This is a genomic window from Cytobacillus sp. GQ23 (assembly GCF_059758675.1).
In genome coordinates this window covers 1-4,888 of sequence record NZ_JCAXER010000059.1, presented here as the reverse complement: position 1 = coordinate 4,888, position 4,888 = coordinate 1, and the positions used below count along the sequence as shown (strand labels likewise).

At 31.9% G+C, this 4,888-nt stretch carries 6 protein-coding genes; 5 read left to right on the top strand and 1 reads right to left on the bottom strand.

Features of this window, described 5'->3' with window-relative positions; genetic code table 11:
- Positions 1–33: 33 nt before the first annotated feature.
- Positions 34–303, bottom strand: coding sequence for a hypothetical protein (locus AC6CHU_RS25735; protein ID WP_159871828.1), 270 nt, complete (start codon positions 301–303; stop codon positions 34–36).
- Positions 304–672: 369 nt separating this feature from the next.
- On the opposite strand from AC6CHU_RS25735, the gene AC6CHU_RS25730 reads away from it, so the two are divergent.
- The 5 genes from AC6CHU_RS25730 to AC6CHU_RS25710 all read left to right on the top strand — a co-directional run bounded on the left by AC6CHU_RS25730 (position 673) and on the right by AC6CHU_RS25710 (position 4,370).
- A complete protein-coding gene (locus AC6CHU_RS25730) occupies positions 673–1,173 on the top strand; it encodes a DinB family protein (protein WP_159871825.1) in 501 nt (166 codons plus the stop codon).
- Positions 1,174–1,583: 410 nt separating this feature from the next.
- A complete protein-coding gene (locus tag AC6CHU_RS25725) occupies positions 1,584–2,054 on the top strand; it encodes a DinB family protein (protein ID WP_159871822.1) in 471 nt (156 codons plus the stop codon).
- 400 nt (positions 2,055–2,454) lie between these two features.
- Positions 2,455–3,054, top strand: coding sequence for a hypothetical protein (locus AC6CHU_RS25720; RefSeq protein WP_159871819.1), 600 nt, complete (start codon positions 2,455–2,457; stop codon positions 3,052–3,054).
- Between the two features lie 29 nt (positions 3,055–3,083).
- Positions 3,084–3,248 carry a small membrane protein YnzI gene (gene ynzI, locus AC6CHU_RS25715; RefSeq protein WP_201306627.1) on the top strand — a complete coding sequence of 55 codons (165 nt, stop codon included), beginning with the start codon at positions 3,084–3,086 and terminating at the stop codon, positions 3,246–3,248.
- A gap of 222 nt (positions 3,249–3,470) precedes the next feature.
- Entirely contained in the window at positions 3,471–4,370 is a 900-nt protein-coding gene (locus tag AC6CHU_RS25710; RefSeq protein WP_159871816.1) for a SoxR reducing system RseC family protein, read from the top strand.
- The last annotated feature ends 518 nt before the right edge of the window (positions 4,371–4,888 follow it).

Genomic DNA, 4,888 nt, shown 5'->3' with positions numbered 1-4,888 from the left:
AACAGAGGCTGAATCATATTCAGCCTCTGTTTTTTAATCTTTTTCATGATCTTTAAACAAATCCATTGCAAAAATAGCAATCCTAGTTAGTTTTTCTAAATCCATATTCTCAATAAAAGCCTTAAGGGGATTACCGTTGCTGGGTGGAATGCTATTTTCTGTAACATTCTGGGCTTGTACCTGTTCCAGCACTTCCAGCAGTCTTTGGTCTTGCTGCTTAAGGACTGTCTTTAGTTCTTCCAATACTTTTTCTTGAGCTTGTATTTGTTCATACAGATCTCTACTTCCATGAGTTTGGTTCATAATAGAATCTCCTTTCGTTATTAATCAAATTCCTAATCATCTTATGTATCTCTGTTTATTTATGTATGGACAAACAAAAAATTGTGCTGAATGAATAAATACTATATTGAAAAGCTAGGTTTAATTTGAGATACGCCATAGAACATGTAGTTTACATATTTATTAAATATCGGGTTATCTATCCAGGGAGGATATAGTTCCAGGGAGAGAAGAAGTGAAAGAATGCATTTATTCAAGAACTCGATATTGAACAAAAGGGGCAGGTTTGTTTAAGAAGGTATTTGTAATCGAATATTGAATAATTTGTTACATATACAAAAAATGAAGTTTATTTAGAGCTGTGTTAATTAACAAAAAGGAGGAATTAAAATGAGCGAACTTAAACTAATTAATCGTTACAAAAACGAACTTCGAAATTATTCATTAGAACAGTTAAGATATATATCGGAAGAAGGGGTTTGGTCTATTGGGCAAATGTATGACCATTTAATCCGTGTTGCCCATGAATATCTAGATAATATGGAAAAGTGTGCCGTCTTGAATAAAGAACAACCCTTCGGGAAAACAGAGTTTGGTGAACATTTATTTAAAATTGGAGGGTTTCCGCCAATTAAAATAAAATTACCGGATGAACTGAATGCTCCACCTAATAATTCAGACAGCAAGGAGGATCTTATCAGCAGAATGGATCAATTAATTCTAAGGCTGAGCCAATGGGAATCGAAAGTGGATAATATAAACCCAAATTTTAAAGTCAAGCATGGAGGGTTCGGCTGGTTGAATACAAGGGAATGGTATGATTTGGCTGGCATGCATTTTCGTCATCACTTACGCCAAAAGGGTGAGTTAGAACAAAGGCTTCCAAAGTAATTGGTGTGTAAGTTGAGGGTGCGATTGCTTGATAATCATGTTTTTTTATTCAATTAAAGGGTGCTTTACTTTATGATCCAGCTGCCATTTCAGGGGCTTTTCTTATTTCTTAAAGGGGCAGGTTATTGTAGAGGCTTACCAGCACATTGAAAGTGGGCGTACAAAGGGGAAAGATTGTTCTAAGACTCACATATGATATATACATAATAGATAAATTGATGGGGTGAATTCCATTTAAATAATCAGTGTATTTTAATGGTTTGTGAAAAGGTACTTAAATTAATGGGTGCGTTTATCCTGGAAGGGATTAACCGCCCTCTTAGTTGAAGAAGAAATCCAGTGTAAAGCAGGTAATATTAATCCTTTTCTTGAAATATGGGAGATTGAATTATGTATAGGAGGAACAAAAGATGGAGGCGTTAATTGAGGAGTACAGTCGAGGATTTATGATGTTGAGGGAATCCATAAGTAAGTTATCTGAGGAAGAGATTAGGTACAATCCAGGAAAGGATAAATGGAGTATACATCAGATAATTATTCATATAACAGATTCTGAATTGGTGGCTACACATAGAATGAAAAAGGTTTTGTCAGAGCCTGAACCACTTTTACCAGCACCTGACCAAGATGCTTGGGCGAGCTCATTGGTTTATGAACAATTAGATCGCGAGGAATACCTTCTACTATTTAAAATGCTTCGTTCCAGTATGCTTCCTATTCTTCAGAATTTGACAACTGAACAACTTCAGAGAATTGCAGTGTATCCAGATGGTTTGCGATTGACATTCAAAGATTTGTTGGAATTCCGAGTCGACCATATACGTGGACATCTTGACCAAATTGAAAGAGTTAAAAAGATTTTTAAGGAAAAACATAAATGAAATATTTTGCTTCTTCCACTAACGGGTGCTTTGATCCAATGAAGGATTAAGGCATTTTTTTGTTGAACCCCTATTGAACAAAAGGGGCAGGTTAGTTTACAAGAAGTATGATATTATGGAATAAATTAACTTTTTTCATGAATGGTAATTTTTTGGAAGAACATAAAAGATAGTATTTGCACTTAGTGATGTAGTACCGTTTTTTTAGTTTGCTTTGTTCGTGACGCTCTTTTTCTGTGTTTATGTTTATATAGTTTCGATAATCTCAACTTCACGAAAAGAAAAAACGCACAAAACAACAACTATTTTTCTCGTTAATGGAGTACAAAACAGGAATAGATTCTGGTACTTACATCTAAGTCCTTCTAATAATGGTAGTTTTTAAATATGAGGTGTCAGTTTGATAAATAGAAATCAGCGGATTATTTTATATATTTTTATTGCATTATTTTTGGGTATTTCATGGATTGGAATTTATAAAGAAATTGGGAATGAAATGAGAAACAGTTATGCATTTTATACGATTATAGTTCCATGTGTTTCCATTCTTACAGGATTATTTACACTATTTATCGGGAGACGAATAAATTATTCGGTATCAATAAGTTGGGTAGTCATGACATTGGCGAATATTTTTTTGATTTTCATTGGAATGATAAGGTATATAAGTGATTTGAGCTATGACACGTTTTTTCTTTTCTGGATTTTAGGTAGTTGGGTTTTACTTACTTTAATTGGAATTGTCTGTTTTCTAGGAGAAAATAAGGAATACTTAATGCGGAACATATACATTACAACATGCATAGGTTTCATCAGTTTTTATTCACTCTCTTATTTAGATGAAAGACTAAGAGGATTAAGTTATATTTATTTTCTAGAAAATATATCAGGTGTTACTATGTTCATTTTCATCTCTTATGGAAAAGTTGTCTTTTTTGCTCTACTAATTATTATAGTTCTTTTTGATGTATATAAAGATGATTTATTAAAAGTTGATTAATCATTGGCTTTGAGGGGTGAGAAAAATCAATGGGACACGGTAATCAAAAGCAAGGTAAAGTTCAAAGCATATATAGAAAGATAAAAAATCAAAATACAGAAAAGAGCGATGATAATAAATTCGGGGCATTTGGAGTAGTAATTGTTATTATATGGATTATTCTACTTTCTTTAAATGCAATCTTTGATATATAGATCTACTAAATTCTTAAAAGGAAAAGAGCTATGAAAATAAGTCCTGGATGCAATTAAAGCCCCTCTCGGATGAGTAGGGCTTTTGATTTCTTATAAAACTAACGGCAATTTTATACAATAAGGATTTTTGGATAAATGATATAATAATACCCAAATAGAATTGAATAGGTCTCAGTTACGACGGCAGTAGTTGATATCCATTATGGAAGGACATATAAAAATATGGATAAGAAGATAAAAAAGTTAATGGTAGTAAATAGTTCCTTTTATATAAATAATTTTATTGTAATCATTCTTTCAAATATCTCTGGAATGGAAGATATCGCAGCGATTTGGTTTTTTACACCATTCGTGTTAATCTTATTTACCACTTCTTTGGTTGAAAGTTCAAGGGGAAAACAGTTTAACCAACTTAAAAAATTGTCTATCCTAGATTTTGCATTAAGGTGCATAATAGTAGTTGTTAATTTCCTGGCTATTAGTGGAATCGTTGAGCTTCCTTTTCATTATCTTATTGTCTTAGGAATCATTTTTATGACTTTGAATGTTTATTTGGAGTGGAAAATACATAAACAAATACATCTTCATTATTTACAAAATAATAAAGATGAAGGGTTGCTAACAAAAAAGGATTTAGATGATTTGTGTGAAGACTATGCTGCTGAGCAATCAATTCTACATAATAAATCCCCTAATGAAAAAGAGGAAATTAAAAGCATCTATCGTTCAGTCTTCTTTGTAGGTTACTCGTATGTATTGATCTTTTTATTAATTGGCATAGGAACCTTTGCCTTCAACTTTTTTGGTGAGAAAAATACAATAATACTCTTTATCATCGCCTTTCTATTATTAGGTATATATTTTTACTTAACGAATAAAAAATTTACTTTGTTTTTAACAGATCGTAATCAACGGAAAAAAATAAGTTTAAGAGATAACATAACCTTTATCATTGGACTATCCATTATCTATATTTTGCAGGGGTATATTCATATAGGGACAGGAACCTTTAATTTCTTAGGTATCTTTGTTGCGATAATATTCTTTATTCCCACTATAAAAACAAACCAGTTGATAAGAGATAAGTTTTATAAAATTAACAGCAAATATCTTAATAGATAGTTTTCCTTTATTTTAAAAGCCTACCATTATATTTACCTTCCCTAACAATCACATATTTGACCCAGTTGGAAGCTGGGTCTTTTTGTGTTCAGCGTTCCCGGCAAGCTGTTATAACAAGTAAATTTTGGAGGAGGGGTTGTAGTAGAGGAGATTTTTGAATGATTTTGCAGGAGCTATATACGACCTTTTTAAATTTATTATTGAATCCTTAAGTTATATATTTGCAGGTAGATAATTGTTGGAGTTCAAATGTATCTGTTTGTTTGGATATTCGGTATGTATAAGTAATTATATATTTAAGTACGAGGCCGAGTATATATAGATCGCTTTTTCTTATTCGACTAACGGGACAGTTTAGCTTAATAAAATTGAAACATATAAAGGTACTTATCCGTAAACAATTTCTAAAGGGGAATTGTAATGAGTGCAATATTAACAATGATTGGCGATATTTTTGCTGCTATTGCAGGTTCATTAATGAAGAATAAAAGAGAGAAAAAGTAATTTAACTAGGAGTG